The following is a 15,151-nucleotide window of genomic DNA, read 5'->3' as shown; positions in this document are numbered from 1 at the left end:
TCGATCATCGCTCACGACGGGCGGAACGGTCGAATCCGTTGCGCCTTGGCAATGTCCGCCATCCTCTTGGCAAGGCTGGTCGTCGCGCCGCTGTCCGAAATGCCCGGTTTGGAGCGACGGTCAGCCTTGCCAAGGCGGGCGAGCCCGGGACGATCAGCCGGATAAGCTCGCCGGGTGAGGTACATCGACATCGGCGGCTCGGGACTGCGCGGCTCGGCCGTCATCCTCGGCTGCATGCGCATCGACCAGCTGTCCGAGGACGAGGTCGCGGGGCTGATCGGCGCCGCCGCCGACGCCGGCATCACCATGTTCGACCACGCCGACATCTACGGCGGCGGGCAGTGCGAGGAGGTGTTCGGGGCGGCCCTGGCCAGGTCGCCGGTCCGCCGCGAGGACGTCGTCGTCCAGACGAAGTGCGGCATCCGGTCCGGGTTCTTCGACTTCTCCGCCGAGCACATCCGCGCGTCGGTCGAGGGGTCGCTGCGGCGGCTGCGCACCGACTACGTCGACCTGCTGCTCCTGCACCGGCCCGACACCCTCATGGAGCCCGATGAGGTGGCCGCGGCCTTCGACGACCTCGTGACGGCGGGCAAGGTGCGCCACGTCGGCGTCAGCAACCAGAACCCCGCCCAGCTGGACCTGCTGCGGGCGCACGTGCGCCAGCCGCTGGTCGCCAACCAGCTGCAGTTCGGACTGGCGCACACGCTGCTGGTCGACTCCGGTCTCAACGTCAACACCGGGTTCGACGGGGGCGTGGTCCGCGACGGCGGCGCGCTGGAGTACTGCCGCCTGCACGGCATCACCATCCAGCCGTGGTCGGTACTGCAGCACGGCCACATCGCCGGGACGTTCCTCACCAACCCCGACTATCAGGAGCTCAACGAGGCGCTCGCGACGGTCGGGGCCGAGGCCGGCGCCACCCCGGCGACGGTGGCCGTCGCGTGGATCCTGCGCCACCCGGCGCGGCTGCAGCCGGTCGTCGGGACGACGAAGCCGGCCCGCGTCGCCGAGCTGGCTCTGGCGGCCGACATCGAGCTCAGCCGCGAGACCTGGTACGCGCTCTACCGGGCGGCCGGCAACCGCCTCCCGTGACGATATTGTGCAGGCCGTGACGACGCGCGTACTGGTGCTCAACGGTCCCAACCTCGGCCGCCTGGGGTCCCGCGAGCCGGACGTCTACGGCAGCACGACGTTCGCCGGCCTGGTGGAGCGCTGTCGCAAGACCGCCGCCGGCCTCGGGCTCGACGCCGACGTGCGGCAGACCGACGACGAGGCCGAGCTGGTGCACTGGCTGCACGAGGCCGCCGACGCCGGCACGCCGGTGGTGCTCAACCCGGCCGCGTTCACGCACTACTCCTACGCGCTGCGCGACGCGTGCGCGCAGCTGCGGGCGCCGCTGGTCGAGGTGCACATCTCCAACCCGGCCGCGCGCGAGGAGTTCCGGCATACCAGCGTCGTCGCCGGCGTCGCCACGGGCACCGTCGCCGGCTTCGGGCTCGGCTCCTACGACCTCGCGCTGCGCGCCGTCGCCGACCTCGTCTGAGCGGCCCGCCGGTCACAGCCGGTCGACGATCTCCTTCGCCTTCCTGAGGTCCAGGTCCGGCGCGTTGTCGAGCAGCAGTTTGATCGCCTGGATCTTCTTGCCCTCCGCCACCAGCGCCTGAACCCGCGCCATCACCTCGTCGGTGCGGTCGGCGGGCGGCTCGGGCGGCTCGGCCGCCAGCACCACCGCCGACTCGGCCATGCGGTCGACGGTGAGCTTGGCCTCCCGGAGTCCCAGACGGGTGTGCTCGCGCAGCTCCTTGACCGCCTGCAACTTCTTGCCCTGGGCGACGAGGTGCTGGATGCGCGCCATCGCCTCCGGCGAGATCGACGCCCGGGGTGACTGCGGCGGCGGGGCCGAGTCCGCTCCGGCGGCCAGCCGGTCGGCGTACGCCTTGGCCTCGGCCAGGCCCAGGCCGGTCTGCTGCCGGATCAGCTTGACCGCCGGGATGAGCCTGCCCTCGGCGAGCAGCGCGCCGACGGCGGCGTCGAGCTCGGCTCGGTCCAGGACGGGTCGCTCCGCGCCGGGTGACGACGGCGTCGGCCCGCTCACCGCGTCGGCCCGGGCGCGCACCAGAACGATGCCGAAGCCGATCACCAGCGCGGCCCCGAAGGCGATGACGACGATCAGCCAGAAGTCCACGGGGCGACGGTACCGGTCAGACGGGGACGAAGCCCAGGTCCGCGGCGGCCGCGCGCTGCGCGGGGTCGTGCGAGGCGAACCCCACCCGCTCGCCCGAGCGGACCAATGGCCGCGCACCGAGGTCGGCGATGGCCAGGTGCAGGGCGTCGCACGCGCGGAGGCCGAAGCGGCGGACGAGCACCCGGGCGGTGTTCTCGGTGTCGAGGATGTCGGCGCGGATCAGCGCGATGGGACCGGTGGGCGAGACCTCTTCGTAGAGCTTGGCCAGCAGGGTGTCGACGTCGCCGAAGCGGCGGGTGCGCGCGGCCCGGACCAGCGCGGACGACGCCTCCAGCAGCGCCAGCGTGGAGGTGACCAGCAGCGTGCGGCCCTCGATCAGGCCGCGCGCGACGGCGTGCTGCGGCTCGTCGGCGAGGTAGGAGCGCACCAGCACCGAGGAGTCGACGTAGGTGAGCATCCTCATCGGCCGTCGGACCACAGCTCGTCGACGACCGGGCCGACCCCCTCGGTGGCCTTGAGCGCGCGGGTGAACTGGGCCGGAGGGACCGACGGTGCCGGGTTCTCGACGAGGAGGCCGAGCTCGCGCGCCTTCTCGCGCAGCTCGAGGCGGCGCACGTCGATGTCGTCGTCGGACGGGGGAGGCGGCGGCGCCGCGGCGGAGAGCACCTTGTTGGCCAGGGCGTTGATGGAGACGCCCTCGCGCTGCGCTCGCGCGCTCAGCCGCCGGTGGAGATCGTCGGGGATCCGCAGCAGCAACTGGCGCATGCCCGAGATGCTATCACCGACGGTGGTAGTGATATCAAGACCGAAGTTCGGGTCCCAGCACGGGTCAGAGGGCGTCGAGGAACCGCCGGGCGTCGCGGCTGTTCATGCCGGTGCGCTCCTTGAGCAGCCGGATGGCGGCCGTACGGCGCAGGCGGTCCTGACTGACCAGGCGGCGCAGCGTCGCCAGCAGTTCGGCGTCGATGGCGCCGCGGCGGCGGGCCGGCGTCGACGGCGCGGTGCTGACCGGCTCGGGCTCCGGGAACACCTGTCCCGCCTGAAGCGCGTAGACGATGGCGGTAGCCTGCGGTAGTGGAAGGCTTGCCCGCTTCTGCAGGATTTTCACGGCTTGGTCGGTATTGCCGCGCGATGCGACATCACGAGCCTCGTCCTGCAACTCGCGGGGGAGCCGTACACCGGGGGGCGGTGTCAACGACGAAGAGAAGGTGCGCGCGGTGGTTGTCTCGGGCCCACGCCGAATGACGAGAAAGCTCATGACGAGGGCCAGAATGACGATGACGACCAGGCCTAGGATGAGCATGATCACGAGCGTAGTCGAGCGGTGATCAACTGCGAAGCACCCGTCTCAATTATTGAAATACCACGACATCTACACAGGTCAGCAACGGTAGAGAGGGCGTAGAAGATGGCGGAGACCCACGCGAAGCGACGCGCTGAACTGGCCCGGAGGCTGGTTGATGACAAGATTGACGCGGCGCTAGTCACAAGCCTGGTCAACGTCCGTTATCTCACCGGCCTCGACAGCAGTAACGCGGCATTGCTCCTGAGCTCGGACGGTTCGGCCGTGCTTGCCACGGATAGCCGTTATTCTACGGCGGCGAAGGCCGTGGCAGAAGACGTCGAGCTGCTGGTCGAGCGGAGTGTCGCGGCGTCGCTCGCCGCGCGTGCGGCGAAGGCCGGGGGGAGTCTACGGCTCGGCGTCGAGGAGCACGCCGTCACCCTCGAGCTCTGGGAGTCGGTCCAGGCGGCGCTCGACGCCGAGCCGGCCGCCGTCGAGAGCGTCCACCTGGGCCGCGCCGTCGAGCAGCTGCGCGCAGTCAAGGACGAGGACGAGATCGGCCTGCTGGCCGAGGCCTGCGCCATCTCGTGCCGGGCGCTCGAGGACCTCTACGCGGCGGGCGGATTCGCCGGGCGGACGGAGAAAGAGATCGCCCGCGACCTGGAGTGGCGGATGTTCGGCCACGGCGCCGACGGCATCGCCTTCGAGACCATCGTCGCGGCCGGCCCGAACAGCGCCATCCCGCACCACCGGCCGACGGACCGCGTGGTCGAGCGCGGCGACCTGCTGAAGATCGACTTCGGCGCCGTCTACCGCGGCTACCACGCCGACTGCACCCGCACGTCTGTCATCGGAGCCCAGCCGCAGGACTGGCAGCGGGAGATCTACGACCTCGTCGCCACCGCCCAGCGGGCCGGCACCGAGGCCGTCGCCGTCGGCGCCGAGTGCATGTCGGTCGACCACGCCAGCCGCGCCGTCATCGACGATGCCGGCTACAAGGAGAACTTCGGCCACGGCACCGGACACGGCGTGGGCCTGGAGGTTCACGAGGCGCCGACGCTCGGGTACTCCGCGACGGGTACACTGGCCGATCGCATGGCTGTGACCGTCGAGCCCGGGATCTACCTGCCCGGCCGCGGCGGCGTCCGCATCGAGGACACGCTGGCGGTTCGGGCCTCCGGCGGTTCCGAGCTGCTCACACCCACCACCAAGGACCTGCTGGTCCTGGACGCCTGACGCGACCGGGGCCGCGACCAAGACGACGAAGAAGGCAAGAGCGACGTGGCGACGACCAACGACCTCAAGAACGGCATCGTGCTCAACCTCGACGGGCAACTGTGGAGCGTGGTGGAGTTCCAGCACGTCAAGCCCGGCAAGGGCGGCGCGTTCGTGCGGACGAAGCTCAAGAACGTCATCTCGGGCAAGGTGGTCGACAAGACGTTCAACGCTGGCGTGAAGGTCGAGACCGCCAACGTCGACCGCCGCGAGATGACCTACCTCTACCGCGACGGCGACGACTTCGTGTTCATGGACACCCAGAGCTACGAGCAGACGCACGTCCCGGCCGGCGTCGTCGGCGACGCCGCGAACTTCATGCTCGAGAACCAGGACGCCACCGTCGGCCTGCACGACGGCACCCCGCTGTTCGTCGAGCTCCCGGCCTCGGTCGTGCTCACCATCGAGTACACCGAGCCGGGCCTGCAGGGCGACCGCTCCACCGGCGGCAACAAGCCGGCCCGGCTCGAGACCGGCTACGAGGTGCAGGTGCCGCTGTTCATCACCAGCGGCGAGAAGATCAAGGTCGACACCCGCGACGGCTCCTACCTCGGCCGCGCGGGCTGACGGGCGCCGGGGCATGCCAGCCAGGAGCCGCGCCCGCAAGCGCGCGCTCGACATCCTGTACGAGTCCGAGCTGCGCGGCCTCACCCTCGGCGCCACGCTGTCGCACCGCATGGCCACCGCCGAGCAGCCGCTGAACGAGTACACCGTCCAGCTGGTCGAGGGTGTCATCGCGCATCGTGAGCGCATCGACGAGCTCATCTCGACCTACTCCGAGGGCTGGACGCTGGAGCGGATGCCGGCGGTCGACCGCAACGTCCTGCGCATCGGCGTCTACGAGGTGCTCTACCGCGACGACGTCCCCGACCCCGTGGCGCTCGACGAGGCGGTGTCGCTGGCCCGCGACCTCTCGACCGACCAGTCGCCGACGTTCGTCAACGGCCTGCTCGGCCGGCTGGTCGCGATCAAGCCCAGCCTGAGCGTCTAGCCACCCGTCCGCCCGGTTCCGCTCCGGGAGCGCCGTCCACCTCCCATCAACGTGGGGCCGGGGACGGGGTCAGCGGGGGACGGGGACGCGGGACGGCGTCGGCGGGTGACCTCAGGCGTCGTCGGGGCGGCGGCGCAGCCGTTTGGTCTCGCCGGCCCGGCGCTTCTGCTCCACCCGGCGAGCCCGGGCCGCTCGCGACGGCTTCGTCGGCCGGCGGGGCGGCGGAGGCGGCCGCAGCGCATCCTCCAGCAGCGCCGCCAGCCGTTCCTGAGCCGCCTCCCGGTTGCGCAGCTGCGACCGGTGCTCCGACGCGACGACCGTCAGCACGCCGTCGACCAGACGGTGCCGCAGCCGCTCGGCGATCCGGGCCCGGGCCGTCGCGCTGAGCACTCGCGACGCCGTCACGTCGAAGGACAGCTCGACCCGCGAGTCGGTGGTGTTGACGCCCTGGCCGCCCGGTCCGCTCGAGCGGGAGAACCGCCAGGACAGCTCGTCGTCGGGGATGACGAGCGTCTCTCGGACTCGGACCGGCGCCACCAGCCGATTATCGCGCCCGCTGACGCGTGCCCGTGCTGCCGCTTACTCCCGTCGCAACCGGTCACAACGCCCCGTCCGGGCCGTAGACTCGCCGCAAGCGGCCGGCCACGGGCACGGCCGGCCGCGGCCTTCGGGGGGAGGTGCGGCGTGGCCATGTCCGTCCAGCCGGACCAGCGCCGGCCGGTGCTGGTCGTCATCGAGCACGCTCATGACACCGCGGGCCAGGGGCGCATCGCCGATCAGCTGCGCCGGCGCTACGGCGGCGACTACGACGTCGTCGACGAGCGCAGCGGCGCGGCCGGGCTGACGACGCTGGAATCGCTGCGCGACCGCGGACTGCAGGTCGCGCTGGTCCTGTGCGACCGTCCGCCGCCCGCGCCGGGCGAGGACGACCCCGCCGACGCCGTCTTCGGGCAGGTCAAACAGCTGTACCCGGAGGCCAAACGGGCGCTCGTCGTCGACTGGGGCGCGTGGGCCGATCGCGCGACCGCCGACGCCATCCACCGGTTGATCGCGCTGGGCAAGATCGACTACTACGCGCTGCGGCCGTGGCGCTCGCCGGACGAGTACTTCCACCGCACGGTCACCGAGTTCCTGCTGGAGTGGGAGCGGTCGGTCTCGGCCGCGCCGCGCGAGGTGACGGTCGTTGCCGAGCGCTGGTCGCCGCGCGCCCACGAGCTGCGCAGCCTGCTGGTCCGCAACGGCGTGCAGCACCAGTTCCACCCCTCCGACACCGACGAGGGCCGGACGGCGCTCGCGGCGGCCGGCCTCGAGGACGCCACGGCGCCGGTGGTCCTGCTGCACGACGGCCGGGTGCTGGTCGACCCGACGAACACCCAGCTGGCCGACGCCTACGGGGTCGACACCACGCTGGGCGCGGAGACGGACTTCGACGTCATCGTCGTCGGCGCCGGGCCGGCGGGGCTCGCCGCCGCCGTCTACGCGTCGTCGGAGGGGCTGCACACCCTCGTGGTCGAGCGGGAGTCGATCGGCGGGCAGGCCGGGTCCAGCTCGCTGATCCGCAACTACCTCGGCTTCTCCCGCGGCATCAGCGGCGCGGAACTGGCCCAGCGGGCCTACCAGCAGGCGTGGGTGTTCGGGACGACGTTCCTGCTGATGCGCGAGCTCGTCGACCTGACCTCCGAGGACGGCTGGTACGTCCTGACGGCGGCCGACGGGCAGCGGGCCCGGGCGCGCGCCGTCGTGCTGGCCACCGGGGTCAGCTACCGGCGCATCGGCGTGCGGTCGCTGGAGGCGTTCGAGGGAGCGGGCGTCTTCTACGGCGCGTCGGTGTCCGAGGCCCGCGCGATGGCGGGCGAGCCGGTCTTCGTCGTCGGCGGCGGCAATTCGGCCGGGCAGGCCGCCATGCACCTGTCGCGCTACGCGAGCTCCGTCACGCTGCTGGTGCGCGGCGCGTCGCTGGCCGACAGCATGTCGCAGTACCTCATCGACGCCATCGACGCGGCCGGCATCCGGGTACGGCTGCACACCGAGGTGGTCGACGGTGGCGGCAGCGGCCGGCTGGCCTGGATCGAGCTCCGCGACCGCGACACGGGTGAGACGCACACCGAGCCGGCGACGGGGCTGTTCGTGCTGATCGGGGCCGAGCCGCACACGTCCTGGCTGCCCGAGCGGATCGAGCGCGACCAGTGGGGCTACCTGTTCACCGGGCCGGACGTCATGGACAGCCACGCCGCGCGGCGCTGGCCGCTGGAGCGGCAGCCGCTGATGCTCGAGACCTGTGTGCCGGGCGTGTTCGCGGTCGGCGACGTCCGCCGCGGGTCGGTCAAGCGGGTCGCGTCGGCCGTCGGCGAGGGGTCGGTGGTGATCCAGCAGGTGCACCGGGTCCTCGCGGCCACGGATCCGAGCGTGGCACGGCCGTGACCGGGACGCCCGCGGACCCGCCGGCGCGCGCCGTCGCGCCCCGCCTCGGCCTGGCGGCGCTGCTGCTGGCGCTGCCGATCGCCGGGCTCGTCGTGCTGCTCGCGGTGCCGGAGTGGGACGGGACGTGGCAGCACCACCCCGCGCACTTCTGGCTGGTGCTCGGGGCCGCCGCGCTGAGCACCGGGCTGGCCTACGCGACGGGAACGGCCGCGCGCCGCCGCAACGACGCGCGCGTCTTCCTGGTCTCGCTGGCGTTCCTGGCCGCGGCCGGGTTCCTCGGGCTGCACGCGCTGGCGACGCCCGGCGTGCTGCTCGACGCGCCGAACGCCGGATTCGCGCTGGCCACGCCCGTGGGGCTGCTGGTCGCGGCGGTGTTCGCGGCGGCGTCGGCGACGGAGCTGGGCGGCGGGCGGGCGCACGCGGTCATGCGGCGGGCCGGTCTGATCCGCGGCGCGCTGCTGGCGGTCCTGGTGCTGTGGGGCGCGGCGTCGGTGGGCGGCCTGGCGCCGCTGGACGACCCCGCGCCGCCGGAACGGGCGTCCGGCCCGCTGGTCTGGCTGGCGGTCGCCGCCCTGCTGCTGTACGTGTTCGCCGTCGTGCGGTACCTGCGGCTGCCCAGCCACCCCGGCTCGGTGACGTTGCTGCTGGCGATGGCCGCGGCGTTCGTGCTGCTGGCCGAGGCGTCGGTCGCGGTGGCGTTCGGACGCAACTGGCACGCCAGCTGGTGGGAGTGGCACCTGCTGATGCTGGCGGCGTTCGCGCTGGTCGCCCTCAGCGCACACCGTCAGTGGTACGAGGAGCGCTTCGCCGGCCTCTACCTCGGCGACACCGCCAAGGGGACCCGTGAGCTCAGCGTCCTCTTCGCCGACCTGCAGGGGTTCACGTCGTTCTCCGAGCGCACCCGCCCTCAGGACGTCACCGAGATGCTCAACGCGTACTTCACCATCGCCATCCCGCCGGTCGTCGAGCGGTTCGGCGGCACCGTCGACCGGCTGGTCGGCGACGCGCTCATGGTGACGTTCAACCGCGACGGCGACCAGCCCGACCACGCGCGCCGGGCGGCCGCCGCGGCGCTGGCGATCCAGCAGGTGACGGCGACGGTGGCGGCCGCGCATCCGGGCTGGCCGCGGTTCCGCGTCGGCGTCAACACCGGTGAGGTCGCCGTCGGTCTCCTCGGCACGGCGGGCGGGCGGACGTTCACCGTCATCGGCGACACCGTCAACCTCGCCGCCCGCCTGGAGAGCGCGGCCCCCGTCGGCGGCGTCCTCATCGGCGCGGAGACGGCGCGGCAGCTGTCCGGTGCGCGGACCGAGCGGGTCGAGGGCCTGGAGGTCAAGGGCAAGACGGGCGTCGTCGAGGCGTACCGGCTGCTCGGGCTGTGAAGCGGCGGGGTTAGGCTCGCAGGCGTGCGTCGAGATGCCCTGCCCTTCTACCGCGTCATGGCCTACACCACCGGTGTGGTGCTGCTCCTGCTGTGCGTGGCGATCTTCGTCCGCTACGGCCCGCCCGGCGACGCGACCATGAGCCGCACGGTCTCGCCGATCCACGGCTGGCTGTACGTGATCTACCTCGTGGCCACCGGGCTGCTGGTGCACCAGCGCGGGTGGAAGGCGAGCTGGGCGGTGCTGATCGCGCTGGCCGGGACGGTGCCGTTCGCGTCGTTCTTCGCCGAGCGGTTCGTCGTCAGGAAGGCGCGTGAGACGGAGCGGGTGCGCTGACGTCGTCGTCGCCGGCGCCCTCGGGCGAGGCGGCCGCGAGCCGGCGGGTCCGGACGCCGTTGCGGACGATGCTCACCCAGAACACGACCGCGGCCAGCGCGAAGACCCACCACTGCGCCCAGTAGGAGAGGTTCTGCCAGGGGCTGACGTCGCGGATCGGCGCGACGGTGTCGACGTCGAGCACCACGGGCGCGGCGGCCGGCTCCGGCGACTCCTCGCGCAGCAGCAGGTAGCCGTGCAGGGCCGTGGCCTCGCCCACGCCGGCGCGCTGGGCCAGCTGGTCAGGTGCGATGTAGGCCATGCGGCCGTCCTCGAGCTCCTGGCCGGTGCGGACGGTCGCGTGGTCGGGCGTCTCGGGCGGCAGCAGGTAGCCGGTGACGGTGACCTCGCCGGACGGGACGGCGGTGCCGGCGTCCTCGGGGTCGTCGACCCAGCCGCGCAGCACCGGCACGACCATGCCGTCGTCGGTCCGCAGCGGCGTGACCACGAACGAGCCGAGCGTGCCGTCGTGCACCCGGCTGGGGACGAGCTGCTGCTGATCGGGTAGGTAGGTGCCGGTCGCGACGGCCTGACGGTCGGCGGCGTCGCCCAGTTCCGCGCCCGGCGAGGCCAGCTCGGCGACGGCGACCGGCTCGCGGTCGCGCAGCTCGTGCCGGCCGTGGCTGTCCTGGTAGACGTCGGCCTGCCACCAGCCGAGCACCAGGCAGCCGGCCACCGCCGCCACCGCCACGGCGTGCAGCAGCAGCCAGCGAGGCGTCAGCAGGAACCGGTACACACTGACACCGTAACGGCCCCGTGGGCGGCCCGGTGCGTGCGGGTGAGCCGCAGCGGGCAGTATCAGACATTTATGTCCGGATGGCCCCATGATCTTGGTTGCCGGTTGGGTAGGCTTCGAACAGTCTCGTTCGGGGGACGGGCGCAACATCCACCCTGGTGAACGATCACGATGGAGAGAAGATCGAGATGAGCCGACCGCACCCGCTGAGCGCGATGAAGGAGTGGGAGTGGTCGCAGGCCTGGGAGCAGCAGCAGGAGATCGTCGATCGGCTGAACGCCAAGCGCGGCTCGTGGCTGCCCAACGTCGTCGAGAAGCGCCCGTGGGGTGCCGTCCGGTGGACGTCGGGCCGCCCCGCGCATGCGGCCACGTCCGGTCAAGCGGTCCCTGAGACGTTCGCCGTGCTGCGGCCCGGACTGAACGACCAGCCGCTGCGCGACCGCGTCGCCGAGGCGCTCGCCCAGCCCGGTCCGATGTTCCAGGTGCTCGGCGTCGGGCTGCGCCGCCATCAGCTCGTCCCGGCCATCGCGGGCGCGGTCGTCGGCGCGGTGCTGCTGGTGGTGCTGGCGCTGGTGATCGGCCTCGGCGTTCTCGGTGCGGTGCTGGGCGGGCTGATCGGTCTCGTCGGCGGCGGCGTGGGCGGGGCCGCGCTCGGCCAGTACCTGTTCGACCGCGACCGCGACGCCGTCCTCAAGGAGGGCGACCGCGTCCGCGTCGTCACCGGCCGCTACGCCCCCACCTCCTGGTCGCGCCTCGTCGACGCCACCACCGGCCTCGAGACCGCGGCGACGGCCGCCGCCGACGACCAGACGGCCAACGCCGTCCAGACGGCGCTGTGGGAGGCGGCGGGGCTGCTGCTGCGCTCGTCCGACCACACCGGCGTCGAGGTGCTCGCGGACGGGATGGAACGGCTGGCGCAGGCCCACCGGGGCATCAGCGGCGGGCGCTGAGGTTCGCCCGGTTGGCTTCTTGAGCGTCGGTGGGTCCTCGGCCTCCTGCTGTTCGAGTGTCGAGGGCGCGGCGGCGCGCCTCGAGCGGACTGGTGGGCGCTTCGCGCCGGCGAGACCGCTTGACCCGCGCCGCCGCGCCCTCGGGGAACAGCATCAGGCGGCCGAGGAAGAAGTGGCCCGGGCGTTCAGGTCCGCGGGCTGGTCGCTGTTCGCTGGCCTCTTGCGGTGGGCACCCTGGGGCGACCGACTCCGCTGTTGGTGGCGGGTCCGCTGCCCGCCGTCTGGCCGCTCGTGGATCGGCGACCGACTCCGCTATGCGTTGCTGTCCGCTGGCCGCTGGCGGGTGTGCTGGCAGAGGAGTCCTCCGGCTCTGCCGCGGCGCCGGAACTCGCCTTCCCCATGATCATCGGCAATCACTGGTGCCATAACGCCAGCGATCGCCGATGATCATGGAGCGCGGGTGGTGGTGAGCGCTTTCCTCCGGGTGGGGTGGGCCGTCATGAGGTTCTCTCGACCGTCGACACGATTGCAGGCGTAGTACGACACGGGTTTTCGTCGTGAACGTGATCATCTCGGGGCCGGAGGAGGCCAGCGAGCCCGTCACGACAGCGGAGTCGGTCGCCGGATACCACCTACGGCCGGTGAGCCGGCAGCGGAGCCGGACACCAGCGGGCCTTGGGGCCGGGGCCGGCCAACGCTACGCGTGCACGGGCCCACGTATGGCCAGCACCGACTCGATGGTGTCGGCCTCAGCGGCGGGCTTGTCGGGACGGTGACGCAACACGCGGGCGAACCTCAGCGCCACCCCGGCCGGGTAGCGCGGCGATGTCTGGACGCCGTCGAAGGCGATCTCGACCAGCAGCTCCGGCCGCACCCGGACCACCCAGCCGTCCGTCGGCCCGTCGGCCAGGGACAGCAGCTCGGCGGTCTGCCAGGTGAGCATCTGGTCGGTCAGGCCCTTGAACGTCTTGCCGAGCATCACCCAGCCGCCGGCGGGACCGTAGGCGCCGGACGGGTCGCGGGCGCCCAGATGCAGGTTGGACAGCCAGCCCTGCCGCCGGCCGTGACCCCACTCGGCGGCGAGGATGGCGAGGTCGAGGGTGTGCCGCGGCTTGACCTTCAGCCAGCCGGCGCCGCGGCGGCCGGCCTCGTAGGGGACGTCGAGGTCCTTGACGATGACGCCCTCGTGGCCGTGGGCGATGGCGTCGTCGAAGAAGGCCTGGGCCTCGTCGGCCGACGCCGTCACCAGGCGCGGGACCCGGGCTGACTCCGGGACGACGGCGGACAGCGCGGCCCAGCGGTCGGTGCCGGGGGAGCCGATGAGGTCGGCACCGTCGACGTGCAGGGCGTCGAAGACGAAGAGGGACAGCGGCACCTTGGCCCGCGCCGTCGCGACGTCGACCCGGCTGCTGACCCGCGAACCGGTGCGCTGGAACGGCAGCGGACGGCCGGACGGATCGAGCGCGATGGTCTCGCCGTCGAGTACGACGGAGCGGACGGGCAGCGCCAGCGCGGCCTCGGCGAGCTCGGGCACGTTGCCGGTGATGTCGTCGAGCGTGCGGGTGAACACGGCGACGTCGTTGCCGTCGCGGTGGATCTGGACCCGGACGCCGTCGACCTTCCACTCGACGGCGGCCTCGCCGGTGCGCTGCAGCGCCTCGGCGATGTCGGGCGCGGGGGAGGCCAGCATGGGCCGCAGCGGCGACCCGACCGTCAGCCGGAACCGCGCCAGACCCTCCGGGCCCGCGGCCAGCACCGCGGCCGCGACCGGCACCAGAGCACCCGCGACGGTGACCGCGCGGCGCACGTCGGCGGCCGGGACCTCGGCGGCGCGCGCCACGGCCTCGGTGAGCACGCCGTCGAGTGCGCCCTGCCGCAGCTCGCCGGAGACCAGTCCGGCCAGCAGCCGCTGCTCGGACGGCGTGGCGCGGGCCAGGATCTCGCGGAACCGCTCGCGCCGCGCCGCCGTGGAGCCCTTGCCGGACAGCTCGGCGATCGTGCCGAACGCGGCGTCGACCTCCAGCACGTCCAGCGACGCGGACTCGGCCGGCGGCGGCAGGTCGCGCAGGGACGCGTAGCCGAGCCCGGTGCGGCGCTGCCGCAGCTCGCCGGCCAGATAGCTGGCGACGACCGGCGCCTCGTCGGGCGCGGCCCGGCGCAGGCACCCGGCGAGCAGGTCGATCTTCGCCAGCCGCCCGGAGACCCCGGCGACGGCGGCGGAGGTGTCGGCGACGTCCTTCAGCAGCACGCTCCCAGTCTGCCCGCCCCCACCGACAACCTCACCCACACACGAGAACGCCCCTCCAGAACACGCACCAGGTTCTGGAGGGGCGTTCGGCCCGGACGACGGCGTCGGCTCAGCTGGTCTGCGCGTCGCTGCCCAGGGTCACCGTGGTGGTCTGCTCCTGGCCGTCGCGCACGTAGGTCAGCTCGATCTCGTCACCGGGACGGTGCGACCGGACGGCCGCGATCAGGGAGGTCGCGTCGCTGACGACGCGGTCGCCGACGTGGGTCACGACGTCGCCCTCCTGCAGACCGGCCTCCTCGCCGGGGCTGCCCGGGTTGACCTGGGCGATCAGGGCGCCGCGGACGTCGCCCTGCTGCGCGTCGTTGACGCCGACGCCGATCTGGGCGTGGGTGGCCTCCTGGCCCTGGCGCAGCTCCTCGATGATCGGCTTGGCCTGGTCGATCGGGATGGAGAAGCCCAGCCCGATCGAGCCGTTGCCGCTGCCGGTGGTGAGGATCGCGCTGTTGATGCCGACCACTTGGCCGTCCATGTTCACCAGCGGCCCGCCGGAGTTGCCGGGGTTGATGGGCGCGTCGGTCTGGATGGCGTCGATGACGGAGTTGACGCCGGCCTGCGGCTGACCGTCGCTGCTCGCGGCCATCGGCCGGTTCAGGGCCGACACGATGCCGCTGGTGACGGTGCCGTCGAGGCCCAGAGGTGAACCGATCGCGACGACCTGCTGGCCGACGGCGAGGTCGCCGGAGTTGCCCAGCTCGGCCGGCTGCAGGCCGGACACGTCCTGCGCCTTGATGACGGCGAGGTCGGTGAGCGGGTCGGTGCCGATGACCTCGGCGTCGGCGGTGGTGCCGTCGGAGAACGTCACCTGCACCGTGCCGCCCTGACCGACGCTCTCGACCACGTGGTTGTTCGTGACGATCTCGCCGTCGGAGGAGATGATGACGCCGGTGCCGCCGGCCTGGCCGAACTGGCTCTGCGCGGTGATCGACACGACGCTGGGCAGGACGTCGGCGGCGACCGCCGACACGCCCGTCAGGTCGGACGCCTGCTGGCCGCCGTCGTTGCTGGAGTTGCTCAGGTCGCTGCGGGTCACCGGGGTGGCGCTGTCGCCGTCGCCGTCGTCGTCGACGACCGCCACGACCCCCGCGCCGGCCGCGCCGCCGATGATCGCGCCGAGCGCGACGCCGGCCAGCACGAGTGGGGCGCGACGGCGCTTGGGCTCGGGCTTGCGGTCGTGCTCGGTGGGCGGCTCGTGCGGCGGCGGGGAGCCGGCCGCGCCGGCCTCGGCGGTTCCGGTCGCACCCGCCGG

The 15,151-nt window shown here is 72.9% G+C and carries 17 protein-coding genes; 9 read left to right on the top strand and 8 right to left on the bottom strand.

Going from position 1 to position 15,151, the window contains the following annotated elements:
- The first annotated feature begins 174 nt into the window (after positions 1 to 174).
- Both DY240_RS03405 and aroQ read left to right on the top strand, forming a co-directional pair.
- Positions 175 to 1,092, top strand: coding sequence for an aldo/keto reductase (locus tag DY240_RS03405; protein ID WP_119658559.1), 918 nt, complete (start codon positions 175 to 177; stop codon positions 1,090 to 1,092).
- Between the two features lie 16 nt (positions 1,093 to 1,108).
- Entirely contained in the window at positions 1,109 to 1,543 is a 435-nt protein-coding gene (gene aroQ / locus DY240_RS03400; RefSeq protein ID WP_119658578.1) for a type II 3-dehydroquinate dehydratase, read from the top strand.
- A gap of 12 nt (positions 1,544 to 1,555) precedes the next feature.
- Here the strand turns inward: aroQ and DY240_RS03395 are convergent, their stop codons facing one another.
- The 4 genes from DY240_RS03395 to DY240_RS31300 form a co-directional block, all read right to left on the bottom strand.
- Positions 1,556 to 2,185: a hypothetical protein gene (locus DY240_RS03395; protein WP_119658558.1), complete on the bottom strand. Its 630-nt coding sequence runs from the start codon at positions 2,183 to 2,185 to the stop codon at positions 1,556 to 1,558.
- Positions 2,186 to 2,201: 16 nt separating this feature from the next.
- Positions 2,202 to 2,648 carry a type II toxin-antitoxin system VapC family toxin gene (locus tag DY240_RS03390; RefSeq protein ID WP_119658557.1) on the bottom strand — a complete coding sequence of 149 codons (447 nt, stop codon included), beginning with the start codon at positions 2,646 to 2,648 and terminating at the stop codon, positions 2,202 to 2,204.
- Positions 2,645 to 2,950 carry a toxin-antitoxin system HicB family antitoxin gene (locus DY240_RS32705; protein WP_199700741.1) on the bottom strand — a complete coding sequence of 102 codons (306 nt, stop codon included), beginning with the start codon at positions 2,948 to 2,950 and terminating at the stop codon, positions 2,645 to 2,647. Before DY240_RS32705 ends, DY240_RS03390 begins: the two co-directional genes overlap by 4 nt.
- Before the next feature lie 64 nt (positions 2,951 to 3,014).
- Positions 3,015 to 3,494, bottom strand: coding sequence for a hypothetical protein (locus DY240_RS31300; RefSeq protein ID WP_147375183.1), 480 nt, complete (start codon positions 3,492 to 3,494; stop codon positions 3,015 to 3,017).
- Between the two features lie 99 nt (positions 3,495 to 3,593).
- On the opposite strand from DY240_RS31300, the gene DY240_RS03375 reads away from it, so the two are divergent.
- The 3 genes from DY240_RS03375 to nusB are packed head-to-tail and all read left to right on the top strand — an operon-like array spanning position 3,594 to position 5,733.
- The gene (locus DY240_RS03375; protein WP_119658555.1) at positions 3,594 to 4,703 is read left to right on the top strand and encodes a M24 family metallopeptidase; all 1,110 of its coding nucleotides are present in this window, start codon (positions 3,594 to 3,596) and stop codon (positions 4,701 to 4,703) included.
- 45 nt (positions 4,704 to 4,748) lie between these two features.
- Positions 4,749 to 5,309 (top strand): elongation factor P, encoded by a 561-nt coding sequence (efp, locus tag DY240_RS03370; protein ID WP_119658554.1) that lies wholly within the window; start codon positions 4,749 to 4,751, stop codon positions 5,307 to 5,309.
- Between the two features lie 13 nt (positions 5,310 to 5,322).
- Positions 5,323 to 5,733, top strand: coding sequence for a transcription antitermination factor NusB (gene nusB, locus DY240_RS03365; protein ID WP_119658553.1), 411 nt, complete (start codon positions 5,323 to 5,325; stop codon positions 5,731 to 5,733).
- Positions 5,734 to 5,844: 111 nt separating this feature from the next.
- Here the strand turns inward: nusB and arfB are convergent, their stop codons facing one another.
- On the bottom strand, positions 5,845 to 6,273 hold the full coding sequence (gene arfB, locus DY240_RS03360) for an alternative ribosome rescue aminoacyl-tRNA hydrolase ArfB (RefSeq protein ID WP_119658552.1): 429 nt from the start codon (positions 6,271 to 6,273) through the stop codon (positions 5,845 to 5,847).
- A gap of 150 nt (positions 6,274 to 6,423) precedes the next feature.
- Between arfB and DY240_RS03355 the strand changes: the two genes are divergently transcribed.
- From DY240_RS03355 to DY240_RS03345, 3 genes are read left to right on the top strand one after another with little or no spacing between them, the layout of a single operon-like run.
- Positions 6,424 to 8,154, top strand: a complete 1,731-nt coding sequence (locus DY240_RS03355; protein WP_233552590.1) for an FAD-dependent oxidoreductase — start codon at positions 6,424 to 6,426, stop codon at positions 8,152 to 8,154.
- The gene (locus tag DY240_RS03350; RefSeq protein WP_119658550.1) at positions 8,151 to 9,536 is read left to right on the top strand and encodes an adenylate/guanylate cyclase domain-containing protein; all 1,386 of its coding nucleotides are present in this window, start codon (positions 8,151 to 8,153) and stop codon (positions 9,534 to 9,536) included. The genes DY240_RS03355 and DY240_RS03350 overlap by 4 nt, the downstream gene beginning before the upstream one ends.
- A gap of 24 nt (positions 9,537 to 9,560) precedes the next feature.
- On the top strand, positions 9,561 to 9,872 hold the full coding sequence (locus DY240_RS03345) for a DUF3817 domain-containing protein (protein WP_199700740.1): 312 nt from the start codon (positions 9,561 to 9,563) through the stop codon (positions 9,870 to 9,872).
- On the opposite strand, the gene DY240_RS03340 is transcribed toward DY240_RS03345, so the two are convergent.
- Positions 9,838 to 10,647 carry an SURF1 family protein gene (locus tag DY240_RS03340; protein WP_158602718.1) on the bottom strand — a complete coding sequence of 270 codons (810 nt, stop codon included), beginning with the start codon at positions 10,645 to 10,647 and terminating at the stop codon, positions 9,838 to 9,840. The two genes, DY240_RS03345 and DY240_RS03340, sit on opposite strands and share 35 nt — an antisense overlap.
- Positions 10,648 to 10,835: 188 nt before the next feature.
- Between DY240_RS03340 and DY240_RS03335 the strand changes: the two genes are divergently transcribed.
- Positions 10,836 to 11,597 (top strand): hypothetical protein, encoded by a 762-nt coding sequence (locus DY240_RS03335; RefSeq protein WP_119658547.1) that lies wholly within the window; start codon positions 10,836 to 10,838, stop codon positions 11,595 to 11,597.
- 697 nt (positions 11,598 to 12,294) lie between these two features.
- Here DY240_RS03335 and DY240_RS03330 read toward each other — a convergent pair.
- Together DY240_RS03330 and DY240_RS03325 are read right to left on the bottom strand one after the other, a co-directional pair.
- A complete protein-coding gene (locus DY240_RS03330; protein ID WP_119658546.1) occupies positions 12,295 to 13,845 on the bottom strand; it encodes an ATP-dependent DNA ligase in 1,551 nt (516 codons plus the stop codon).
- Between the two features lie 109 nt (positions 13,846 to 13,954).
- On the bottom strand, positions 13,955 to 15,151 hold a 1,197-nt coding region (locus tag DY240_RS03325), incomplete at its 5' end, for a S1C family serine protease (RefSeq protein ID WP_199700739.1).

Source organism: Jiangella rhizosphaerae (assembly GCF_003579925.1).
In the GTDB taxonomy this organism is placed as follows: domain Bacteria; phylum Actinomycetota; class Actinomycetes; order Jiangellales; family Jiangellaceae; genus Jiangella; species Jiangella rhizosphaerae.
This window is presented reverse-complemented; position numbering and strand designations above follow the sequence as displayed.

Bases quoted from the DNA above. Each gene is read 5' to 3' on its own strand.
- DY240_RS03390 (WP_119658557.1), bottom strand. From the start codon at position 2,648: ATGAGGATGCTCACCTACGTCGACTCCTCGGTGCTGGTGCGCTCCTAC.
- DY240_RS32705 (WP_199700741.1), bottom strand. From the start codon at position 2,950: ATGCGCCAGTTGCTGCTGCGGATCCCCGACGATCTCCACCGGCGGCTG.
- DY240_RS03375 (WP_119658555.1), top strand. From the start codon at position 3,594: ATGGCGGAGACCCACGCGAAGCGACGCGCTGAACTGGCCCGGAGGCTG.
- nusB (WP_119658553.1), top strand. From the start codon at position 5,323: ATGCCAGCCAGGAGCCGCGCCCGCAAGCGCGCGCTCGACATCCTGTAC.
- DY240_RS03355 (WP_233552590.1), top strand. From the start codon at position 6,424: ATGTCCGTCCAGCCGGACCAGCGCCGGCCGGTGCTGGTCGTCATCGAG.
- DY240_RS03335 (WP_119658547.1), top strand. From the start codon at position 10,836: ATGAGCCGACCGCACCCGCTGAGCGCGATGAAGGAGTGGGAGTGGTCG.